Raw genomic sequence first — 21,834 nt, 5'->3', positions numbered from 1 at the left:
CAACAGTTTCGAAGGGAAATTGTTGGACACCCGAGTAACCGGTCGAAGCACCCCTCAAACCTCCATTTGAACGCGGGTTTCACCCTTTTCACAGAGCCCTCTTGTATTCCTGCCCGGCGCGTCCTACCGTGACCGCATGGCGCGAACGCCGCTGTCGATGACACCCACCGGATGGTTTCAGGTCGCATGGTCGACCGAGATCGCCGTCGGGACCGTGCACACGATGAAGTACTTCGGTCGCGACATGGTCGCTTGGAGATCCCGGTCCGGCCGGATCTCCGTATTCGACGCCTACTGTGAACATCTCGGCGCCCACCTCGGCCACGGAGGTCACGTGGAGGGCGAGAACCTGGTCTGCCCCTTCCACGGCTGGGAGTGGAACCAGGAGGGACGCAACGTCTGCATCCCCTACGAGAACCACCCCAACAAGGGTCGGCGCATCCGCAGCTACCCCGTGGTCGAACGCAACGAGGCCGTCTGGATCTGGCACGACGTCGACGGGCGCTCACCGCATTTCGACGTCCCGGACATCTTCGCCGACTTCGGCAGCGACAACAGGCAGGCCACCGCCGACGACTACTACCCGCCGGTGCCCGCCGCGACGCTCTTCCGACCGGGCCTGGAGATCCATCCGCAGTACATCATGGAGAACGGCGTCGACTTCGCACATTTCAAGTTCGTCCACAAGACACCGTTCATGCCGGACTTCACCCGGCACGACTTCTCCGGTCCGGTGTCCTACGTCGACTTCACCATCGCCTTCGACGAGGGCGCCACTCTCGAAAACGCCACCAGCGGTGTCGAATCCATCAACGCCGGCCTTGGCTGCTCGGTCACCCGGAGCTGGGGCATGGTCGACAACCGGACGATGCCCGCGGTGACACCGGTGGACGAGCACACCTCGGACGTGCGCTTCACCGTCTGGATCGGCCGCAAGCCCGGCGAGGAGACCGGCGACATCACCCGATACGGAAAGACCATGGCCGACCTGGTCATCGAACAGTTCGCCGCCGACATCGACATCTGGGCGCACCAGCGCTACTCCGATCCACCCGCCCTGTCCCGCAAGGAGTACGCCGGATTCACCGCGCTGCGGCAATGGGCCCGACAGTTCTATCCCGACGGCGGCGCGTCAGCCGACGAGTTCGTCCGTATCCGTCGCTCAGAGCTCGACGCACTTCGCGCGGCAGCGCAATCCTGACTTCCACGCCCGTCCCGAAAGGACCAAACGATGACCACACCCGAACCGATCCGGGTCTTCCAGGTGGCCACCGGCAACCTCGGCACCGAGATGATCGACCGCATCCGCAATCATCCGGACCTGGAACTGGTTGGTCTGCACTGCTATTCACCGGACAAGGTCGGCCGTGATGCCGGCGAGATCGTCGGCATCGGACCGGTCGGTGTGATCGCGACCGGCACCGTCGAGGAGATCATCGCCGCACGACCCGACGTGCTCACCTTCCACGGCGTGTTCCCCGACGAGGACCTCTACGTCCAGGTCCTCGAAGCCGGGATCAACATCGTGACCACCGCCGACTGGATCACCGGTTTCCACCGGGACACCAACCATCCGCACCACTCCGGCCGCAAGGTCAGCGAGATCATCGCCGATGCCTGCACGAAGGGCGGTGCCACCTTCTACGGAACCGGCATGAATCCCGGTCTGGCACAGATCCTCGGCATCGTGCACACCGCCGACGTCGCCGAGATCGAGAACGTCACGGTCACCGAGTCGGTGGACGTCTCCTGCCACCACTCGGTCGACACCTGGAAGGCCGTCGGCTACGGCCTGCCGGTCGACGACCCGTCCATCCCGGACTCGCTCTACAAGTACACCGCCGTCTTCGCCGACTCGGTGTACCTCATGGCCGACGCCTTCGATCTCGAACTCGACGAGGTGGCGTTCTCCTACGAACTGGGTGCGTGCACCAAGGACGTCGACCTCGGTTGGTACCAGCTCCCCGCCGGGTCGCTGGGCGGTAGTTACATCAAGTACCAGGGAATGGTCGACGGTGTGCCGCGCGTCGAATCGCATCTGGAATGGCAGATGACACCGCACACCGACCCGTCGTGGAACATTCAGGCCTGCTACATCACCCAGGTGACCGGCGACCCCAACATCTACTCCAAGCACATGATCTTCCCGCGCAAGGGATTCGACCTCTCCAACCCGGAGAACTTCGCGTCGATCGGCATGACCGTCACGGGCCTGCCCGCACTCAACTCGATCCGATCGGTGGTCGCGGCCCCGCCCGGGATCGTGACCAGTGCCGATCTCCCGCTACGAAGCTTCGCCGGCCGCTTCAAGCGCTGAGCCGGCGCGGTGTCGGTATCGACCTGGGTGAATCCACCCTCGGGTTCCCTCCCTCGAGAAGCCTCTTCGGGAATCCCCTTCAGCCGAGATCGATACTGATGCCGGTGAGCTCGGCGCCGATATCCCACAGCCGTTCGGCGACCGCGCGATCCTTGGCCTTCGGCGACGGCTCGACGAGCATCGGCGGGCCGGCGAGGCCGAAACTCCCTGTCGGACCGTAATACTGGCCGCCCGAGACCTTCGGATCGGTGGCTGCCCGAAGGATCGGCAGGGCCCCTTCGGGCGGATCCATGATGAACCGATCGGTGAGCCACCGCAGCGACGGCGCGTGATACGCCCACTGCAGGAATTTGTTCTGCTCGCGCATCACCCCGGTCCGCGTGCCACCGGGGTGGGCGGCGAGCGAGATCGCCGTGGCCCCAGCCGCTTTCAGCCGGCGATCGAGCTCCAGCGAGAACAGCATCTGAGCGAGCTTGGCTCGTGAGTACGCCCCGGCACTGGTGAACGTGCGGTCCATGGGCAGGTCTGAGAAATCGATGTTGCCCGCGCGGTGGGCGTGACTGCCGACGGTGACGATCCGCGCGGCGTCGGCGGCGAGCAACCGGTCCATCAGCAACCCGGTGAGCGCGTAATGACCGAGATAGTTGGTACCGAAGTCCATCTCGAAACCGTCGGGAGTCAGGTCGCGCTGAGCGCGCATGACGCCGGCGTTGTTCACCAGCACGTCGATGCGGGGATGGCATCGCCGGATCTCCTCGGCGGCTGCGCGGACGGAGTCGAGACTGGCGAGATCGAGGTCGAGGATCTCCACCTCCGCGCCGGGTACCTCGGCGACGATGTCGTCGCGTGCGGCGGCGGCGGTCTCGGCGTTGCGGCACGCCAGCACCACGGTGGCGCCCAGAGTGGCGAGCCCGCGGGCGGCTTCACGGCCGATGCCCCCGTTGGCTCCGGTGACCACGGCGACCCGCCCGGTCTGTGGAGGCGCGTCGGCCAATGTCCAACCCGTCTTCACGCGCTCCCCCTCTGATTCCGGCACAACGGACGCTGTTGTTCGTATCACATCTCATGTGACAGTTCCGGTTCGGGTGTCACACGCGACCGCACCCCGGCCGCGTTCTGGAGAACGCAGTCGGGGTGCGGTGCACCCGGTGGTCGTGCGACGAAAGGGTCAGACCGTCACGGGCGCCGGGGCGGCGCCGCTGAACTGACCGGCCGGCGCGAACCTGGCGAGGACCTGGTCGTACGGCTCTCCCGCCACAGCTGTGATGAAGTTCTCGACATCCTCACGGGTCCGCAGACCGAGGAGCGGATTCGGGTCGGACAGCAGGCCGAGCAGTGCCTGCGCGACGTTCGGATCGACGGCGGCAGCCGGAAACGACAGCTCCAGGTGGGTCGCGAAGTCGGGGTCGCCGAGGAACAGGCGGGTGACCTCGGTGGCCGCGTGACCACGACGCTCCCAATGCTTCTCGAACTCCTCGGCCAGCCAGTCCGCGATGAACTCACCGTCGTGGGCGCGCGCGGCCTTGACCAGCTCGGCGACCTGGATGAGCGCGTTCTGTGCACCCTGACCGGCGACCGGGTCGAACGAGATCGCGGTGTCGCCGATGGCCGCGACCGCGTGACCGCCGCTGGTGGTCGCGACGGCCCGACGCACGGTCGGGGTGACCGCACCCTTGAGCCACGACACCGGGTCGGACTCGATGACCTCGAGCTGCTCGATGACCGGCGCGTCCTCCGGGAAGAACTCTGCGAAGATGCCGGCGATGGTACGACGGGCACCCACCGCGTCGTGGACGTCGTCGATGCGCGCCGCCCAGGCGCCCCAAGGCTTCGCGAAGACGATGAACGACCAGGTCGCACCCTCGTCCTTGTGCAGGAACGGACCGACGAACAGCTCACCGTTCTCGCTGTCGAGGTTGTACAGCGAGTGACCTCCGCCCGCCTGCGAGCGGTAGGCGAACACGTCCGGTCCGTGGTCGACGCCCGTCAACGTGACCTGCAGCAGTCGACGCTGCGGCTCGCGGTACTTGGTGCGCGACTCGTCGACCGGGAACAGCGTCGACAGTCCGCCCTTGCCGGTGGCGACGAGGGTGAGGTCGGCCGCCCCGGCGATCTCGTCGAGGTTGTCGAGATCGACGGTGGTGACCTCGAATCGTCCGCCGCGGTCCAGGAACCGGCCGAGGCGGTCGTCGGCACGCAGGCGGAGGTCGACGGCAGCGGAGATGTAACCGTAGTCGGGGTCGTATTCGAGAACGGGGGCGCGATCCTCCCCCGCGCCGCCGTACAGGCGGACGCTCATGCCGGTGGTCTTGCCGACCTCGTAGAGATCCTCGATGATCTCGGCATCCCAATCCTGGGACTTGCCGAAGAGCACGCCGACGCCGGTCGGCGGCACCTTGTTGCGCAGCGAGTCACGGTCGCGGTCGCTGTAGATCGTGACGTCGAAGCCGGCGTCGAGAAGTCCGAGACCGGCAGTGGTCCCGGCGAGTCCGGCCCCGATGATCGCGACGGATCGTCGTGTGGTCATGTGTGTCTCCCTGAGATCGGTTGCATGCACTGCGTGTGATGACTGGGAGACAGGGTGCCGGGGCGATCGTCGTCGCTGAAGGTTTAGACGCAGCACGAACAAATGGGTGGTCGCCGGGCGGCGTCAGTCGCGGTGCACCCGGTAGCGCTCGTATGCGACGACACCGAACAGTCGGGTCTCCACCAGATCGAGGTCGACGCGATCGGTGACCGGTGGCAGGAACGGGGCGCCGCCACCGACGACGACCGGATACCGGAAGATTCGCAGCTCGTCGACCAGCCCGAGTTCGAAGGCCTGCGACGCGAGGTCCGCACCCCCGATCTCGACGTCCCTGTCCGTCGCGGCGACGACCTCCGCGACCTCGTCGGCGACAGCCGCGCGGGCGAGCCTGGCGTTGCCCTCGACCGCGTCGAGGGTGCGACTGAAGACGACCTTGGGCAGCGCGGTCCAGATGTCGGCGAAGACGGCTCCTGCTTCGGTGTCGCGCATGGCCGGGTCGGTCTCCCAGACCCGCATCGTCTCGTACAACCGGCGGCCCAGGATCGTGCCACCGAGGCTGCCGACGCGGTCGGTGTGGAACGCGAAGAGTTCGTCGCTGTGTCCCGGCCAGTCGAAGTCGTCGTCGCGATCGTGGATGAAACCGTCCACCGAGACACCCATCGTGTAGATCAGCATGCAACTCCTCACAGTCGGTTTCGAGGGGATTGTCCGAGGCTACGGCTGTTTTCCGAGGTAGGCCCGACAAAGCGAACCTTCGAACCCCCTGTGGGTCCGCCGACACCCGCCGCGGCGGCGGCGTGGCCCCGTCCTGGACAAGTACCATCGCCCTCTGTGCGCACGCCCGTTCCCGAAGTGACCCCGGTCGTCGCGACGCCCAACGAGGACGCCGCGACCGGTAACACCTCGGGCTATCGGCTCGACCTCGACGGCCTGCGCGGTATCGCGATCGCGCTCGTCGCCGTCTTCCACGTCTGGTTCGGCCGGGTCTCCGGTGGCGTCGACGTCTTCCTGACGCTCTCGGGCTACTTCTTCGTCGCCTCGCTACTCAAGCACGTGCTCGCCACCCAGCCCGCCTCCGCGTCGTGGGGCCGGGCGATCAACCCGTGGCCGCGGTTCTGGCGCCTGGTCCGACGACTGCTCCCCGCGCTGCTCCTGGTGCTGGCGTTCACCGCCGCGCTGATCGCCCTCGTGATGCCGACGACCCGGTGGGGTCCGCTCGGTGCCGAGCTGCAGGCCAGCGCGCTGTACTACCAGAACTGGCATCTCGCGTTCGAGTCGCAGGACTATGCGGCCGCCGACTCCGCGAACAGCCCGATGCAGCACCTGTGGTCGATGTCGATGCAGGGCCAGTTCTTCGTGCTGACGCTGCTGTGCGCGCTCGCTCTCGGTGGCTTGCTGCGCGCGCTGTCACTCAAGGTCGAGTTCTTCCGACGCCCGCGGGTCGTGCGCGGCATCGTGGGGTTCGCGCTCCTCGGCGTCGCGCTCGTCTCCTTCGCCTGGGCGAACTACCGCCACGGCATCAACCAGCCGTTCACCTACTACGACACCGTCGCCCGACTGTGGGAGCCGCTCGCCGGTGGCCTGCTCGCGGTGTGGATGCCGAAGCTCGCGCTGTCCGCGCGCCTGCGCAACCTGCTGAGCCTCGTCGCCCTCGGCCTGATCATCACCTGCGGCTGGTGGATCGCCGGTGTCCAGGAGTACCCCGCGGCGTGGGCGCTCGTGCCCGTCGGCGCGACGCTCATCCTGATCTGGGCGGGCTCCCCGGCCACCGCCCGACCGGCCGAGGGACAGGCCCGGGTGAGTCGCGGTCTCGCCCATCCGCAACTCGTGTGGCTCGGTTCCATCGCCTACGCGCTCTACCTGTGGCACTGGCCGCTGCTGATCTTCTACATGGCGTGGCGCTATCAGGACGAGGTGTCCTGGCTCGAGGGCACCGGAATCCTGGGCGTCTCGGTCCTGATCGCGTGGCTCACCACCAAGTACGTGGAGGCCCCGCTACGGTCTGGATCGCTCAGGCGTAAGAAGACCGTCGCAAGAACGACCGACGGCGACGCCGCGCCGGACACGACGATCAAGCCCACGCAGACGGACAAGCCCGGCTTCCGGAACTCGCGAGGCTACCGCGGCGCCCTTCTCGCGATCCTGCTGGTCATCAGCGTGGCCGCCGGCAGCGCCGCGGTGACCTGGCAGCGCGACGCCGCCAACGCGACCCTCGACACCGAGAACCTCGACCCCCGCCTCTACCCCGGCGGACGGGCCTTCCTCAACGGTGCGCCGGTCCCGAAGGTGACCGCCCAGCCGAGTCCCGACGTCGTCGGCATGGACTGGCCGATCACCTCCTACGACTCGATCATCAGCGGCTGGAAGGACCCGTCGATCAAGGTCGGGTACTACGGCGACGTCAATGCCACCCGCACCATCGCCCTGGTCGGCGGCTCGCATGCCGAGCAGTGGATCACCGCGCTGAACGACATCGGCAAGCGGCACAACTTCCGCGTGACGACCTATCTGAAGGTGGGTTGCGCGCTCACCACCGAGCACGTCTTCACCTGGTTCGGGCAGAAGTACTACCAGTGCAACGACTGGTCGAATCGGGTGATGGAACGTCTGGCCGTGGACAAGCCCGACTACGTGTTCACCACATCCACGCGTCCTCCGCAGGGGTCCGAGAAGGGCGACAACGTGCCCAAGGACTACAAGGAGATCTTCGCCCGGTTCCGCGACCGCGGGCAGAAGGTGATCGGCATCCGCGACAACCCGTGGTCGACCGGCAAGTTGAAGCCGCCGGAGTGCCTCGCCAGCGGCCGCAAGCCCGAGGTGTGCGGGGTCTCGCGCGCACAAGCCATGGCGCCCACCGACCCGGCCGCCGCGCTCGCCGACGAGTTCCCGAACATGACCTTCCTGGACTACACCGACGCCATGTGCGACGACACCTACTGCCCGGCGGTGGTCGGGAACATCCTGATGTGGCACGACTATCACCACCTGTCTGCCACGTTCGTGCGCAGCCTCATCCCGGCGATCGAGGCGGACCTGCAGAAGGCCACCGGCTGGTGGTGAGACCCGGGACGTGGGTCGGCGTCAGCAGGCCGGGCAGAAGTGGGCCGGACGGCGCTGCCGGAACGCGATCTGATCCCCCGGCGAACCGGCCCACTCCGGTTCGGCACGCACGAACAGTTCGACGCCGTCGTCGTGTCGGGCCGGATCGGCAGCCGTCAGCGACACCCTGACCTCGATGTGATCCCCGCACGGCCTGACCGAGAGAACTGTCGCACGACCGAGCTCCGACCCGTCCGGAGACGTCGCGACGTCGAGGTCGCCGGGACGGAGCATGACCGTCCCCGAACCCCGAGCCGGCCTCCGCAATCGCAACAGTCCGGCCGAACACCGGACGACATCCCCGTCCGCGTCGCCGGGAAGCTCCGAGACCTCGCCGAACATCCGCGCGACCTCAGCGTCCGCCGGCGCCAGGTACACCTCTTCGGGCGACCCGACCTGACGCACCTGTCCGGCCATCAACACCACGATCTCGTCGGCCATCGCCATGGCCTCCTCACGGTCGTGCGTCACGAGCAGACCACTCGAGCCCTCGGCCAGGATCGTGTCGCGCACATGGTCGCGCAGTCGGGTGCGCAACTGGGCGTCGAGTGCGGAGAACGGCTCGTCGAGGCCGATCACCGCGGGCCGGGGGGCCAACGCCCGGGCCAGCGCCACCCGTTGCCGCTGACCGCCGGACAATGCGCTGGGGTGGCGACCGCGAAAATCGCTGAGCCCCACGACTTCCAGCAACTCGGTGGTGCGCGCCGCGCGTCCGGGGGTCCGACGCCACCACGGGCCCAGACCGAACCCCACGTTCCCGGCGACACTCAGATTGCCGAACAGGGCGCCCTCCTGCGGGACCAGCCCGAAACTCCGGCGCTCGGTGGGGATGTCGACGTCACGACTTCCGTCACCGCGTACCGACGCGACCTCGATGCCGCCGATCTCGATTCGTCCGGACCGAAGCGGTTCCAGGCCCGCGATCGTGCGCAGCAGCGTCGTCTTCCCGCACCCGGAGGGTCCGATGACCGCGGTGATCGACCCGGCGGGCACCCGCAGGGAGACCCCGTCGAGGATGGTCGCATCACCGAGGACGACCGAGATGTTCTCGACCCGCACAGCGTCATTCATCGGTCAACGCCCTTTCCGAACAGCGTGGACAGAGCCGCGGTCGGTATCGACGCGACGATGATCAGGACAAGGCCGAGGACAGCCGCCCGCCCGTGGTTCAGGTCGTTGCTGAGACTCCACATGTCGGTGGCCAGCGTCCGGGTGCCGATCGGTGCCAGCATGAGGGTGGCCGGGAGTTCCTTGGCCACCGACAGGAACGCCAGCGCGGACCCGGCCAGCACCGCCGGCATCAGCAGCGGCAACTGCACGCGGACGGCAGTGGCCAGCGGTCCGGCGCCCAGGGTTCGCGACACATCGGCCACGTGCAGCGGGATGGCGTCGACACCGGACCGGACGGGACCGAGGCACACCGGCAGGAACAAGACCACGTACGTCGCGATCAGCATTCCCGCGGTGAGGTAGTAGGACGGCAGGACCCTCGTCCCCAGGAACACCATCGACAGCGCGACCGTCACACCCGGCAGTGTGTAACCGAGGTAGGACACGAGCTCCACGGAGTCCCCGGTGCGAGTACGCGGACGGGATATGAAGAACGCCAGCGGAAGTGCCAGGATCGCGATCACGACGGCCGCCTGTGCCGACAGTTCCAGCGTGGTGCGGGTGTACGGGGCGACCCACGCGAGCAGCTCACCGAAGTCGTCGAAGCCGAGTCTGCGGGATTCGCGGATCTCGGTCAGCAGGCCGACGATCGGGACGCAGACGCCGACCGAAACGGTCAGCGTCACGAGGGTCCAGGCGACGGGCCGGTCACGGGCGTCGCGACTCCGGGGCGGGGTGGCACCGGAATCGACATCACGACGTACGCGTCGTTCGGCAAGCGCGAGGACGACGGCGATCGAGGCGAGCACGAGCCCGTACAACGCCGCGACCGATCGGTCCAGAGTCCCGTTGTAGGCGTTGTAGATACCGACCGTGAACGGCTCGAACCTCACGATCGCGGGGCCGCCGAAGTCGCTGATCGAGTACAGCGCGACAAGCAGTCCGCCGGCGAGGACCGCAGTACGAATTCTCGGCAGGGTCACCCGCAGGAATGCGGTCGGCGCGCTGCATCCCAGAGTGCGAGCGGCGTCTTCCTCTCTCCCCCCGGTCCCCGCGAGCGCTGCCATCGCCGGCAGCATGACCAGCGGATAACAGGCCAGGGTCAGCACGAGCACCGCGGCCCACAGACCTTCGAATCCGGGGAACAACCGGGTCCACACGAAGCCGGAGACATACGACGGAATCGCGAGTGGTGCGGTGAGCAGGGCGACCACGACCGCGCGTCCACGACGGACGCCGCGGGTCACGCACCACGCCGCACCCACACCGATCACGATCGAGGCGGAGGTCACCAGGACGGCGAGTTGTGCCGTCCGCCAGAGCAATTGGCCGGTTCTCGGCCGGAAGAGGTAGGCGAGGGCGTCGTCCGCCCCGATCTCCATCACCCGGACGACCAGGTACACCGCCGGAGTGACGAGCAACAGGGCGATGATGACGCTGACGAATCCCAACAGCAGTCGTCCCGACCGGATGGTCCGGCCGGGACGACGAAACACCGCGCGTTTCAGACGATCAGACAGCGCCGACCTCGTTGAGCAGTTTGTCGGTACCGGCCACATCGGCGAGTTGGTCGAGCGTGATCTTCGGCGGCGACAGCTGGTTCAGCGTCGGCAGCCCGTCGACCGGGAGCGGTTCGTTGCCGATCACCGGATACTCCCCGACCTCGGTGGCGAAGTAGGTCTGGGTTTCGGGTGTGAGGAACTGCCGGACGAAGTCGAAGGCCGCTTCCTTGTCCCCGGCGGTCTTCAGGACACCGATGGCACCCACGTTGACCAGCGCACCCGGATCTCCGTCCGAGAAGAAGTGCAACCGGCCGGGGACGTTCTCGATGCCCTTCTCCTGTACTTCCTGGACCCAGTAGTAGTGGTTGGTCAGACCTGCGGCGAGCTGCCCGTTGTTGACCGACTCCACGATCTGCCCGTTGCCTTCGAACGCCTGGGGGTCGTTCGCCAGGAACGCGGTGAGCCATTCACGGGCCCCGTCCTCGCCCCGGGTCAACCTCAGCGCGGTCACGAAGGACTTGAAAGACGCATTGGTGGGCGCGTATCCGACCTTGCCACGGAACTCGGGTGCGAGCAGGCCGTCGATACCGGTGGGCAGTTCGTTCTGGGGCAGCTGTCGCGGGTCGTAGATCAGGACTCGCGAGCGCGCCGATGTCGACACCCAGGCACCGGTTTCCGAGCGGTAGGCCTCGGGGACACTCTCGGCGATATCCGCTGGTAGCGGTTCGAGCAGCGAGGCGTCGGCCAGTGCGCCCAGCTCACCAGCGTCCTGAGCGAAGAAGAGGTCCGCGGGTGAGCGTTCGCCCTCCTCGAGGATCTGCGCAGCCTTCTTGTCGTAGGCCGCCGTCACCGGAATGGTTCCGTTGATGCGCTCGACGAGGGGTCCGACCAGCGATTCCGAGCGGCCCGAGTACAGAACGAGAGTCTCGTCGTCTCCCGCCGAGTCTCCCCCCGAGCAGGCCGCGAGGACGCTCGTGGCGATGAGCGCGGCCCCGGCCGTCGCGATCGCTCGTCGGATCAGGCCGGTGGTCCTCATGCGCTCTCACTTTCCTCCGGCCGCTCCCCGTCGAAGCGACCGCCCTCTGGACTTGGCTAGCCTAACCGAACTAGGACCCCGCGTAGAACAGGACTCGACGGTTCCGCACGCGGCGCACATACCCAGCGACCTCAGCCGACGCGGCTCAGCACCGCCTTCGGCCCCGCGAACACCGTCTCGCGGATGTGATTACGCACCAATGTCCATGACGGGCAGTCACATCCGGCTTCGACACCGCGGGCGTCGACCCCCTCGCCACGGCACAGCGCGACGGCGCGCCGCAGGTGGAAGTCCTGGGTCACGATGACCAGCCGCTCCACGCCGAACACCTCCCGCGCCCGACGGCAGCTGGCCGCGGTGTCGAGTCCCAGCGGGTCGTCGACCATCACCTGCGCCGGGACACCCTCGGCCTCGAGGTAGCTCCGCATCACCGCCGGCTCGTCGCCGGCCTCGGGGGAACCGTTGCCGGAATTGATGATTCGTACGACGCGCCCGTCCCGGTACAGTTCCGCCGCGACGTCCAGCCGGCCGCGGACGTAGTCGCCGGGAACGCCGTCCTCGACCAGCGAACCGAGCACCAGGAGCGTCGACCCCTCCGGCACCTGCTCGGCGTCGAGAACCCGGTCGTCGGCCACGACGTACATCCACGTGGCCGCGACGGTGATCCACAGTTCGACGACCACCAGCACCGCAAGCACCACCGGCGCGACGAGACGTGCTGCTGACCTCACCTGTACAACCTAGGTGTAGGAATACATCTCACCCAAGATGACAATTCGCTGCCGCTCCCTGACCCCCGGGCCGATACTGAGACCATCTGCCGCGCTCAGCCCCGACGCGTATCCGACAACCGTGGAAGAGAGTGTGCATGCAGTACATGCCGGTGACCTCGTCGATGTTCCTCCTCGCCGAGACACGCGAGCAGCCGATGCACGTCGGCGGGCTCCAACTGTTCGTGCCGCGCGAGGGGCAATCGTCGGCCGACCTCGCCGAGGAGGTGCTCGAAACCTTCTCGTCCTGCCGCGAATTCCAGCCGCTGTTCCGCAAGCGGCCCGCGTCGCCGGTCACGATCCTCGGCAACGTCGCCTGGACCTACGACGCCGAGATCGACTTCGACTACCACGTCCGACGCGCGGTTCTCCCCCGCCCGGGCCGCATCCGCGAACTGCTGCGCTACGTCTCGCTGAACCACGGCACCCTGCTCGACCGGTACCGACCCATGTGGGAGATCCACATCATCGAGGGCCTCGAGGACGGCCGGGTCGCGATCTACAGCAAGATCCACCACTCGATCGTCGACGGGGTGTCGGCACTCCGACTGCTGCAGCGCATGCTCTCCCCGGATCCCGACGACCGGAACGGAAGGGCGCCGTGGGATCCCGCCCTCGTCGGGAAGAAACGACCGCGACCGGCCCCGACGCTGCGGTCACGCATCTCCGGGATCGCCGACACCGGCCTCCAGGTGGCCGGGCTCGGACCCGCGGCCGCCAAGGTCGCCGTCGCCGGGCTTCGGGAACCGGACTTCGTGCCGCCTTTGCCCCGCGCACCGCGGACCATCCTCGACGTCGCGATCGGCAGCGCGCGCCGGTTCGCCGCCCAGCAGTGGGAGATCGCGCGCCTGCGTGCGGTCGCCGACGCCCTGGACATCACGCTCAACGACGTCGTCGTCGCGATGTGTTCGGGAGCTCTCCGGTCCTACCTGATCGACCAGAACGCGCTGCCCGACTCACCGCTGATCGCCGCCGTGCCGGTGTCGATGCACACCGACGAGGAGAAAGACGGCAACGCCGTCACCGCGATCATGGTCGACCTCGCCACCGATCAGCCCGACCCCGAACGCCGGCTCAACTCCCTCGTCGCGTCGGCCAGGCGGGCCAAGAGCGTCGTCCGCGGGTTGCGGCCGATCCAGGCGCTGGCCCTCGGTGCTGCCAACTTCGCGCCGCTCGCCTTCGCCACCATCCCGGGATTCGTCCAGTACGTCCCGCAGCAGTTCAACATCATCATCAGCAACGTCCCGGGACCGTCGACGGAGCTCTACTGGAACGGCGCCCGGCTGGACGGTGTGTATCCGGTGTCGATCGCGATGGAGGGCCTCGCGCTGAACATCACGGTGAGCAGCACGGTCGAGCACCTCAACTTCGGGTTGATCGGCGCTCGTGCGCAGGTCCCAAGCCTGCAGCGGCTGTTGACGCACCTCGACACCGCGCTCGAGGAGCTGGAAAAAGTGGCCCACGTCCGCTGACCCGGGCGCGGCCGCGGAGGCGGATTGGGATCCTCCCCACCCTGACTCGACAGTAAGTTACTGGTGAGTATCATTTGCTGTGAGGTCAGACCAGCAAATATTAGGCCAACCTTGGCAGCGCGCCACCGGCGCGAAGAATTACGGTTACCTGTAGTACACCGCTCCGTGGGGGCAGCCCTGCGCACTCTGTGCGCTTCCCCCGGTGGCGGGACGACCTAGACGAAAGGCCGGTACGCGCCCGTGACAGCCACGACGATTGCCATCGGCACCACAGCAGCGGTGATCAGCCTCTTCTGTTGGTACCTGTTCCTCGCCGGGGTGGTGCGGATGTTCCGCACCATCAAACTCGGCCAGAAGGTCGACGGATCCCGGTTCTGGCCGGTGATCCCGCGCCTGACGACCATGATCAAGGAATTCATCGCCCACACGCGGATGGTGAAATTCCGGACGGTGGGTTGGGCCCACTGGCTGGTCATGATCGGCTTCATGGGCGGCGCCCTGCTGTGGTTCGAGGCCTACGGCCAGTCGATCGACCCGAAGTTCCACTGGCCGGTCTTCGGTGACACCTTCGCGTGGCACCTGTGGGACGAGCTCCTGGGCATCGGCACCGTGGTCGGCATCCTCGTGCTGATCGTGATCCGCCAGCTCAACCACCCGCGCGTCCCCGAACGCATCTCGCGGTTCTCCGGATCCCGCTTCGGCGCGGCCTACTTCGTCGAGGCCGTCGTCCTGCTCGAGGGTCTGGGCATGATCCTGGTGAAGGCGTCGAAGATCGCGACCTACGGTCACGCCAACGCCTACTCGGACTTCTTCACCATGAACGTGGCGAAGATCCTGCCCGCGTCGCCGACCCTGGTGTCGATCTTCGCGGTCATCAAGCTCATGAGCGGCATGGTGTGGCTGGCCGTCGTCGGCCTCAACACCGACTGGGGCGTTGCGTGGCACCGCTTCTCGGCGTTCTTCAACATCTACTTCAAGCGTGAGGCCGACGGCGGTGTCGCCCTCGGTGCGGCCAAGCCGATGATGAGCCAGGGCAAGGTCCTCGACATGGAGACCGCCGATCCGGACGTCGACGCGTTCGGTGCGGGCAAGATCGAGGACTTCTCCTGGAAGGGCTGGCTCGACTTCAGCACCTGTACCGAGTGTGGCCGCTGCCAGTCGCAGTGTCCGGCCTGGAACACCGGCAAGCCGCTGTCCCCGAAGCTGCTGATCATGTCGCTGCGCGACCACGGCAACGCCAAGGCCCCGTACCTGCTGGCCGGCGGCCGCAAGGACATGGGCGGCGACGAGGTCGGTCTGGTCGACGCCGAGGGCAACGTCCTCGAGGACAAGCTCAACGCGATCCCCGAGGCCGCACGCGCCGAGGCTTCCCGCAAGCTGGTCGGCGAGTCCAAGGGCAAGATCGGCGGCGGCGAGGGCATCGAGTCGGCCGAGGGTGAATTCGATCCCGAGGCGTTGGGTGCGGTCATCGACACCGAGACCCTGTGGAGCTGCACCACCTGTGGTGCCTGCGTCGAGCAGTGCCCGGTCGACATCGAGCACGTCGACCACATCCTCGACATGCGCCGCTACCAGGTCCTGATCGAGTCGGACTTCCCGACCGAACTGGCCGGCATGTTCAAGAACCTCGAGAACAAGGGCAACCCGTGGGGCCAGAACGCCTCCGCGCGTACCGCCTGGATCGACGAGATGGACATCGACATCCCGGTCTTCGGCAAGGACGTCGAGTCGTTCGAGGGCTTCGAGTACCTGTTCTGGGTCGGCTGCGCCGGCGCCTACGAAGACCGCGCGAAGAAGACCACCAAGGCCGTCGCCGAGCTCCTCGACATGGCCGCGGTCAACTTCATGGTCCTCGGCGAGGGCGAGACCTGTACCGGTGACTCCGCACGACGCGCCGGCAACGAGTTCCTCTTCCAGATGCTCGCGCAGCAGAACATCGAGATGCTGGGCGAGGTCTTCTCGACCGCACCCGAGCAGCGCAAGAAGGTCGTCGTCACCTGTGCGCACTGCTTCAACGCACTGGGCAACGAGTACCCGCAGCTGGGCGCCAAGTACGAGGTCGTCCACCACACGCAGCTACTCAACCGCCTGGTCCGCGAGAAGCGCCTCGTGCCGGTCGCCCCGCTCGGCGAGGGGGTCACCTACCACGACCCGTGTTACCTGGGCCGCCACAACAAGGTCTACGACGCCCCGCGTGAGCTGATGGGTGCGGCCGGATCGACTCTCACCGAGATGCCGCGCCACGGCGAACGGTCCATGTGCTGTGGTGCCGGCGGCGCCCGCATGTGGATGGAAGAGCAGATCGGCAAGCGCATCAACCTCGACCGGGTCGACGAGGCGCTCGACACCCTCGGCGACACCACCGGCGAGGTCAAGAAGGTGGCGACGGGCTGCCCGTTCTGCCGCGTGATGCTCACCGACGGTGTGACCGCCCGGACCAGTGGCACCGAGTCCGAGGGCAAGGTCGAGGTCGTCGACGTCGCACAGCTGCTCCTCGACTCGGTCAAGCGTGGCAAGACCGAGGTCAAGCTCGGCGGCCGTTACCTCGGCCCGCGCCCGAGCGCTCCCGAGCCGGAGGCCGAGCCCGAGCCCGAGAAGGTCCCGGCCGCAGCGGCCGCGACCGCGACCGCAACCACCGAGGCTGCTCCGAAGCCGAAGGTCGGCCTGGGCATGAAGGGCGGCAAGAAGCCCGGCGCCGCAGCCAAGACCGAGGCACCGGCGGAAGCACCTGCCGAGAAGAAGCCCGCGTCCAAGGGCTTCGGCATGAAGGGTGGCAAGAAGCCGGGTGCTGCGTCGGCAGCACCGGCCGCTGCGTCGGCACCCGCCGAGGCACCTGCTGAGGCACCGGCCGAGAAGAAGCCCGCCTCGAAGGGCTTCGGCATGAAGGGCGGCGCGAAGCGTCCGGGTGCGGCGAGCAAGCCTGCTGCTTCGGCAGCTCCTGCTCCCGCCGAGGCCGAGTCGTCGGAGGCCGTGAAGGCCGAGGCACCGGCAGCAGAGAAGACCGCGGAGGCGAAGCCGGCCAAGGCCAAGGGCTTCGGCATGGCCGCGGGCAAGCGTCCCGGCCAGAAGGCGTCCACCCCGAACGCGGCAGCAGCCGACGCCGGCGTGACCGCTCCCGCCGAGAACAAGGTCGACGAGGCCGAGTCGGCACCCGATGCCGCCCCGACCGTCGACACCGAATCGGCCACCGCCACCGCCACCGCGGCGACGGAAGAAGTGCCGGGCAAGGCCAAGGGCTTCGGCATGGCCGCGGGCAAGAAGCGTCCGGGCGGGATCGGCAAGGCCGCTCCCAAGCCGTCCGCGGCTGCGGACGCTCCGGTGGCGGCCCCCGCCGCTGAGGCCCCCGCGACCGAGGCACCGGCTGCCGAAGCCGAGCCGGCGGCGGAGTCACCCCAGGGTGGTTCGGCTGCGGCGCTGACCGAGGAGAAGCCGGCCAAGGCCAAGGGCTTCGGCATGGCTGCGGGCAAGAAGCGTCCCGGTGGGGCGAGCAAGGCCGCTCCGAAAGCGGCGGCACCGGCAGAGGCCGCTCCCGCTCCCGAGGCGGCTCCGGAACCCGAGGAGCCCGCCGAGGCACCCGAGGTCGAGGAGACCCCGGCAGCCGAGGCGCCGGCCGAGGCGAACGGGACCGAGGTCTCGGCCCCGTCGAGCAACGGCTCGGGCGACGCCCGGACCATTGCCGAGACCGGGGCGTCGAAGGCCAAGGGCTTCGGCGTCGCGGCCGGCAAGAAGCGGCCCGGCCACAAGTAGTCACAGCAGTACCGAAACGGGCTCCGACCACCACGGTCGGGGCCCGTTTTTCGTGCTCTGGACCACGGTCGGACAGCACTGGCGGAAACCCATTTGCATCCGGCTGCGACAATTGAACTCGTGAGTAGGCCCCATGTGTCGCATCTGAACCAGAACCTCAAGCCGCTCGAGCAGTCGCTCAAGCTGCAGAACGTGTGCTACGAGATCCGCGGACCCGTACACGCGCACGCGCAGCGGCTCGAGGCGGAGGGCCATCGCATCCTCAAGCTGAACATCGGCAACCCGGCCCTGTTCGGGTTCGAGGCGCCCGACGTGATCATGCGCGACATGATCCACGCACTCCCGTACTCGCAGGGATATTCCGAGTCCGCCGGTGTGCTGTCCGCCCGGCGTTCGGTGGTGACGCGGTACGAGCTGATCCCCGACTTCCCCTACTTCGACGTCGACGACGTCATCCTGGGCAACGGTGTCTCCGAGCTCATCACGATGACGATGCAGGCGCTGCTGAACGACGGCGACGAGGTCCTGATCCCGGCACCGGACTATCCGCTCTGGACGGCGATGACGTCGCTTTCCGGGGGCACCCCCGTCCACTATCGCTGCGACGAGGCGAACGGCTGGAACCCCGACATCGCCGACATCGCGTCGAAGATCACCGACCGCACCAAGGCGATCGTCATCATCAACCCCAACAACCCGACGGGTGCGGTCTACTCACGCGAAGTCCTGCAGCAGCTCGTCGAACTGGCCCGTCAGCACTCGCTGCTGATCCTGGCCGACGAGATCTACGACAAGATCATCTACGACGACGCCGAGCACGTGAACGTCGCGTCGTTGGCTCCCGATCTGCTGTGCCTGACCTTCAACGGCCTGTCGAAGGCGTACCGGGTGTGCGGGTACCGCGCCGGCTGGGTCGTGATGACCGGCCCGAAGGAACACGCCAAGGGATTCATCGAGGGCATGGGCATCCTCGCCTCCACTCGACTGTGCGCGAATGTGCCTGGGCAGCACGCCATTCAGGTGGCGCTCGGCGGCTATCAGTCCATCGATGCGCTCGTCTCCCCCGGCGGCCGGCTCTACGAGCAGCGCAACGTCACCTGGGAGAAGCTCAACGAGATCCCCGGCGTCAGCTGCGTGAAGCCCAAGGGCGCCCTGTACGCCTTCCCGCGCCTCGATCCCGAGGTGCACGAGATCCACGACGACGAGCTGTTCGTCCAGGACCTGCTGCTGCAGGAGAAGATCCTCGTCGTGCAGGGCAGCGGGTTCAACCTCGATGACACGAACCACTTCCGCATCGTCACGCTGCCGTGGTCACGCGACCTCAAAGAGGCCGTCGAGCGGATCGGCAACTTCTTGTCCTCGTACCGCCAGTAGGCGGCAGCTCCCACGCGGAGGCAGGCCCGGGTCTCAGTGGACCCGGGCCTTTTCGCGTCCCGGTCTGGTTTCGGTCCGCGTAACCGGGGAATCCGCACTGAGACGGGTTCGCGCAAGGGTCTAGACATTTATGTAACCGTTGGTAACGTGTAACTCCAATCGGGGTCTACAGCGAGGTGACACGGATGTCCGAACAGGCAGTGCAGGTGCGGCCCGACTGGCGGCGGGGGACGGTGTCCGGCGACGTCACGCTGGCGACCTTCGAGCTCGGCGACCCGGGGAATCCGACGGTCCTGCTGGTTCACGGCTGGCCCGACACTCACCACCTCTGGACGCACATCGCGCCCCGGCTCGCCGAGAAGTACCACGTGGTGGCCTACGACTGCCGCGGCTTCGGCGAGAGCGATCGCCCGCGCAAGGTCGGGGCGTACCGGCTGGCCGAGCTCGCCGACGACCTCTTCGCCGTCGCCGAAGCCGTCAGCCCCGACGCTCCCGTCCACGTCGTCGGTCACGACTGGGGTTCGGTCCAGGCGTGGGAGGCCGTGAGCCGGCCGCGGGCGCACACCCGCATCGCATCCTTCGTCTCGGTCTCCGGGCCGAATCTCGATCACCTCGGCCACTTCCTCCGCAACGGGCTGACCCGTCCGACGCCCCACCGCGTGCGAACCATTGCGACGCAATCGCTCTCGTCGGCCTACACGGGGTTGTTCCAGCTTCCCGTACTCCCGAACGCGCTGCTGACCGCGCTTGGGAATCCGCGGGCGTGGAAGCGTTTCCTGCACACCGTCGAGGGCACGCCACCGGAGAACGTCGTCGTCGCCGGAACCCTACGCCGCGACATGATCACCGGGCTCGCGTTGTACCGAGCCAACATCCGCCAGAAGCTCCTCCGTCCGGAGCCGCGCCCGACAACGGTGCCCGTCCTGCAGGTGGTCAACGAACGCGACATCGCCCTGCGCCCGGCCATCTACGAGAACACCCCGACCTTTGCGGCGAAGCTGTGGCGACGCGACACCCCCACCGGCCACTGGTTGCCGTACACCAACCCGGATTATCTGACCGAGACGGTCCTGGACTTTCTGGCCGCCCAGACCGGCGGCGACTCCCCGCCGACCGTCGAACGGTCGAGGGTGTTCGGCGAACCGAAACCCCTTGCCGGCAAGCTTGTCGTGATCACCGGTGCGGGTAGCGGTATCGGGCGGGAGACCGCACTTCTTCTCGCCGAGCGCGGCTGCGAACTCGTGCTCGCCGATCGGAATCTGGACACCGCGGCCGAAACCGAGCAGGCCTGCAAGGTCGCCGGGGCGGTGGCTCACGCCTACCTGCTCGACGTCTCCGACACCGACGCGTTCGTGTCCTTCGCCGCGGCGGTCCGCGAGCAGCACGGCGTCCCCGACGTCGTGCTCAACAACGCCGGAATCGGTTTGGCCGGTGGAGCTCTCGCCGCTACCGACGAGCAGGTCGACCGACTCCTCGACGTCAACCTGCGCGGCGTCATCACCGGGAGCCGCGAGTTCGGCCGGCAGATGGTGGAACGCGGGGTCGGCGGACACATCGTCAACGTCTCGTCGGCCGCGGCGTTCACGCCTTCGCGCAGCCTCGGGTTGTACTCGGCGTCGAAGGCCGGTGTCCTGCTGTTCTCCGAGTCGCTGCGGGCCGAGCTCGCCGAGCACCGCATCGGCGTGAGCGCCATCTGCCCGGGCATCGTCGACACCAACATCGTGGCGTCGACGCCGATCGCCGGTCTCGACTCCGCTTCCGAACAGTCACAACGGGATCGCCTGGACCGCTTCTATCAGCGTCGTGGCTTCACCCCGGATCGGGTGGCCACCGAGATCGTCTCGGCCATCGAGCACAACAAGGCCGTCGTCCCGGTGACGCCCGAGGCGAAGGTCGGCTATCGCATCTACCGTTTCGCGCCGTGGTTGTCGCGCATCGGCGCCCGACAGAAGGTCACCGGATGAGCACCGTCGAACGCCCGCGTCCCGATCTGTCCCCGACCGATCAGGCCGATCCCGGACCCGTCGAACTACACGCCCGCAATGTGGCCTTCGACTGGGACGACGTCCCCCTGCACTGGATTCCCGGTCACCCCGTCGCTTCGAACTTCATCAGCGTGCTGAATCTCCTTCTACCGGAGGGTGAGCGCTGGTTCGTGCAGACCTACAACGAGGCGCTGCCGCTGGTCGCCGACGAGGAACTCGCCTCCCGGATGCGAGGTTTCATCGGCCAGGAGGCCATGCACGCCGAGGCCCACGACCACGTGCTGTGGGAGTTCCTCGATCACCACGGCATCGATCCCCGCCCCTACCAGCTGCAGATGGAGTGGATCTTCCGTCGGGTTCTCGGTCCGGCGACGAGCGGCTCCACCGAGGCCCGCCACAAGCACCTCGTCGAGCGCCTGTGGCTGATCGCGGCGCTCGAGCACTACACCGCAGTGCTCGGCGATTTCGCGTTGAACAACAACTGGATCGAGGCAGGCGCGCATCCAACGATGGCCGACCTGTTCATGTGGCACGGCGCCGAGGAAGTCGAACACCGCGCCGTCGCGCACGACGTCGCCGCGTACTTCGGGGACAGCTACCTGCGCCGCGGGCGCGCGATGCTCGCCGTCCTCCCGATACTGCTGTTCCTGGTGCAGCGCGGATACCGCTTCATCATGAAGCAGGACACGTCGGTGTCCTTCAACTACATCCAGAAGAAGTGGCAGTTCCACCGCGGCGTACGCGCCGACGTGCTCCCGCCGCTGCGGAGCATCGTCTTCTCCACGTTCAGTTACTTCCGTCCCGGGTTCCGCCCGGAGCAGATCGGCAGCACCGCCCAGGCCGTCGCCTACCTCGCTTCGTCGCCGGCCGCGCGCAACGCCGCGTGAGGGACTCC

General features: G+C 67.5%; 15 protein-coding genes. 8 read left to right on the top strand and 7 right to left on the bottom strand.

Going from position 1 to position 21,834, the window contains the following annotated elements; all coding sequences use genetic code 11:
* The first annotated feature begins 136 nt into the window (after nt 1-136).
* Together C5O27_RS06835 and C5O27_RS06830 are read left to right on the top strand one after the other, a co-directional pair.
* Entirely contained in the window at nt 137-1,201 is a 1,065-nt protein-coding gene (locus C5O27_RS06835; protein ID WP_127962258.1) for a Rieske 2Fe-2S domain-containing protein, read from the top strand.
* Nucleotides 1,202-1,231: 30 nt separating this feature from the next.
* The gene (locus C5O27_RS06830) at nt 1,232-2,317 is read left to right on the top strand and encodes an NAD(P)H-dependent amine dehydrogenase family protein (protein WP_006359890.1); all 1,086 of its coding nucleotides are present in this window, start codon (nt 1,232-1,234) and stop codon (nt 2,315-2,317) included.
* Nucleotides 2,318-2,396: 79 nt separating this feature from the next.
* Here the strand turns inward: C5O27_RS06830 and C5O27_RS06825 are convergent, their stop codons facing one another.
* The 3 genes from C5O27_RS06825 to C5O27_RS06815 form a co-directional block, all read right to left on the bottom strand.
* Nucleotides 2,397-3,329 carry an oxidoreductase gene (locus tag C5O27_RS06825; RefSeq protein WP_035752931.1) on the bottom strand — a complete coding sequence of 311 codons (933 nt, stop codon included), beginning with the start codon at nt 3,327-3,329 and terminating at the stop codon, nt 2,397-2,399.
* A gap of 156 nt (nt 3,330-3,485) precedes the next feature.
* Nucleotides 3,486-4,844, bottom strand: a complete 1,359-nt coding sequence (locus C5O27_RS06820; RefSeq protein ID WP_127962257.1) for a styrene monooxygenase/indole monooxygenase family protein — start codon at nt 4,842-4,844, stop codon at nt 3,486-3,488.
* Nucleotides 4,845-4,967: 123 nt separating this feature from the next.
* Nucleotides 4,968-5,519 (bottom strand): dihydrofolate reductase family protein, encoded by a 552-nt coding sequence (locus C5O27_RS06815; RefSeq protein ID WP_035752932.1) that lies wholly within the window; start codon nt 5,517-5,519, stop codon nt 4,968-4,970.
* 156 nt (nt 5,520-5,675) lie between these two features.
* Between C5O27_RS06815 and C5O27_RS06810 the strand changes: the two genes are divergently transcribed.
* Nucleotides 5,676-7,904, top strand: a complete 2,229-nt coding sequence (locus C5O27_RS06810) for an acyltransferase family protein (RefSeq protein ID WP_127962256.1) — start codon at nt 5,676-5,678, stop codon at nt 7,902-7,904.
* A 21-nt stretch (nt 7,905-7,925) separates the two neighbouring features.
* Here C5O27_RS06810 and C5O27_RS06805 read toward each other — a convergent pair whose 3' ends face one another.
* The 4 genes from C5O27_RS06805 to C5O27_RS06790 all read right to left on the bottom strand — a co-directional run bounded on the left by C5O27_RS06805 (nt 7,926) and on the right by C5O27_RS06790 (nt 12,292).
* Entirely contained in the window at nt 7,926-9,014 is a 1,089-nt protein-coding gene (locus C5O27_RS06805; RefSeq protein ID WP_127962255.1) for an ABC transporter ATP-binding protein, read from the bottom strand.
* Nucleotides 9,011-10,504: an ABC transporter permease gene (locus C5O27_RS06800; protein WP_244216603.1), complete on the bottom strand. Its 1,494-nt coding sequence runs from the start codon at nt 10,502-10,504 to the stop codon at nt 9,011-9,013. The genes C5O27_RS06805 and C5O27_RS06800 overlap by 4 nt, the downstream gene beginning before the upstream one ends.
* Before the next feature lie 61 nt (nt 10,505-10,565).
* Nucleotides 10,566-11,591, bottom strand: a complete 1,026-nt coding sequence (locus C5O27_RS06795; protein WP_006359897.1) for an extracellular solute-binding protein — start codon at nt 11,589-11,591, stop codon at nt 10,566-10,568.
* Nucleotides 11,592-11,722: 131 nt separating this feature from the next.
* A complete protein-coding gene (locus C5O27_RS06790) occupies nt 11,723-12,292 on the bottom strand; it encodes a SanA/YdcF family protein (RefSeq protein WP_127963779.1) in 570 nt (189 codons plus the stop codon).
* 167 nt (nt 12,293-12,459) lie between these two features.
* On the opposite strand from C5O27_RS06790, the gene C5O27_RS06785 reads away from it, so the two are divergent.
* From C5O27_RS06785 to C5O27_RS06765, 5 genes are all read left to right on the top strand, one after another.
* Nucleotides 12,460-13,833 carry a WS/DGAT/MGAT family O-acyltransferase gene (locus tag C5O27_RS06785; protein WP_042375164.1) on the top strand — a complete coding sequence of 458 codons (1,374 nt, stop codon included), beginning with the start codon at nt 12,460-12,462 and terminating at the stop codon, nt 13,831-13,833.
* 240 nt (nt 13,834-14,073) lie between these two features.
* Nucleotides 14,074-17,580: a (Fe-S)-binding protein gene (locus C5O27_RS06780; RefSeq protein ID WP_127962253.1), complete on the top strand. Its 3,507-nt coding sequence runs from the start codon at nt 14,074-14,076 to the stop codon at nt 17,578-17,580.
* 120 nt (nt 17,581-17,700) lie between these two features.
* A complete protein-coding gene (locus C5O27_RS06775) occupies nt 17,701-18,954 on the top strand; it encodes a pyridoxal phosphate-dependent aminotransferase (protein ID WP_127962252.1) in 1,254 nt (417 codons plus the stop codon).
* 185 nt (nt 18,955-19,139) lie between these two features.
* Nucleotides 19,140-20,918: an SDR family oxidoreductase gene (locus C5O27_RS06770; protein WP_127962251.1), complete on the top strand. Its 1,779-nt coding sequence runs from the start codon at nt 19,140-19,142 to the stop codon at nt 20,916-20,918.
* Nucleotides 20,915-21,826 carry a metal-dependent hydrolase gene (locus C5O27_RS06765; protein WP_006359903.1) on the top strand — a complete coding sequence of 304 codons (912 nt, stop codon included), beginning with the start codon at nt 20,915-20,917 and terminating at the stop codon, nt 21,824-21,826. The genes C5O27_RS06770 and C5O27_RS06765 overlap by 4 nt, the downstream gene beginning before the upstream one ends.
* Nucleotides 21,827-21,834 lie beyond the last annotated feature (8 nt).

The organism is Gordonia alkanivorans, from assembly GCF_004011905.1.
Classification (GTDB): domain Bacteria; phylum Actinomycetota; class Actinomycetes; order Mycobacteriales; family Mycobacteriaceae; genus Gordonia; species Gordonia alkanivorans.
The sequence above is the reverse complement of the archived record's forward strand: the minus strand, read 5'-3'. Positions and strand labels throughout refer to the sequence as shown.

Bases quoted from the DNA above. Each gene is read 5' to 3' on its own strand.
- C5O27_RS06820 (WP_127962257.1), bottom strand. From the start codon at position 4,844: ATGACCACACGACGATCCGTCGCGATCATCGGGGCCGGACTCGCCGGG.
- C5O27_RS06830 (WP_006359890.1), top strand. From the start codon at position 1,232: ATGACCACACCCGAACCGATCCGGGTCTTCCAGGTGGCCACCGGCAAC.
- C5O27_RS06785 (WP_042375164.1), top strand. From the start codon at position 12,460: ATGCAGTACATGCCGGTGACCTCGTCGATGTTCCTCCTCGCCGAGACA.
- C5O27_RS06805 (WP_127962255.1), bottom strand. From the start codon at position 9,014: ATGAATGACGCTGTGCGGGTCGAGAACATCTCGGTCGTCCTCGGTGAT.
- C5O27_RS06815 (WP_035752932.1), bottom strand. From the start codon at position 5,519: ATGCTGATCTACACGATGGGTGTCTCGGTGGACGGTTTCATCCACGAT.
- C5O27_RS06835 (WP_127962258.1), top strand. From the start codon at position 137: ATGGCGCGAACGCCGCTGTCGATGACACCCACCGGATGGTTTCAGGTC.
- C5O27_RS06795 (WP_006359897.1), bottom strand. From the start codon at position 11,591: ATGAGGACCACCGGCCTGATCCGACGAGCGATCGCGACGGCCGGGGCC.
- C5O27_RS06765 (WP_006359903.1), top strand. From the start codon at position 20,915: ATGAGCACCGTCGAACGCCCGCGTCCCGATCTGTCCCCGACCGATCAG.
- C5O27_RS06770 (WP_127962251.1), top strand. From the start codon at position 19,140: ATGTCCGAACAGGCAGTGCAGGTGCGGCCCGACTGGCGGCGGGGGACG.